This window comes from Pseudomonas sp. PME37.24/025 (genome assembly GCF_055556615.1).
Genome location: NZ_JBVHNK010000147.1, coordinates 1 through 276, shown reverse-complemented (window position 1 = coordinate 276; position 276 = coordinate 1). Strand labels below are relative to the sequence as shown.

Below are 276 nucleotides of genomic sequence, written 5' to 3'. Positions count from 1 at the left end.
CGCGAGGTACGTCTCCCGACCGGTGTCGGGCGCGACGGCGGTCACCGGTCACCACCCGGGAGGTCGCGCAGCCGCGTGATCGACGCGAGCTCCGGATGCCGCCGGAGCCCCTCGAACGCCCGACGCAGGGGCGGGACGCCCAGTCCGGTCCGCTCGAGCAGCGCCACGTCGGCGAACACGTCTGCAACGGGTGCGTCGGCGGCGAGTCGGCCGGCATCCATCACGATCACCCGATCGGCGTGCTCGGCGACGAGCTGCAGGTCGTGCGTGACCACG

General features: G+C 73.9%; 1 pseudogene. It reads right to left on the bottom strand.

From position 1 onward, the window contains the following. Positions 1 to 41: 41 nt before the first annotated feature. Positions 42 to 276 (bottom strand): annotated as a pseudogene (locus ACZ3HH_RS29865) (hypothetical protein); the annotation flags it as partial.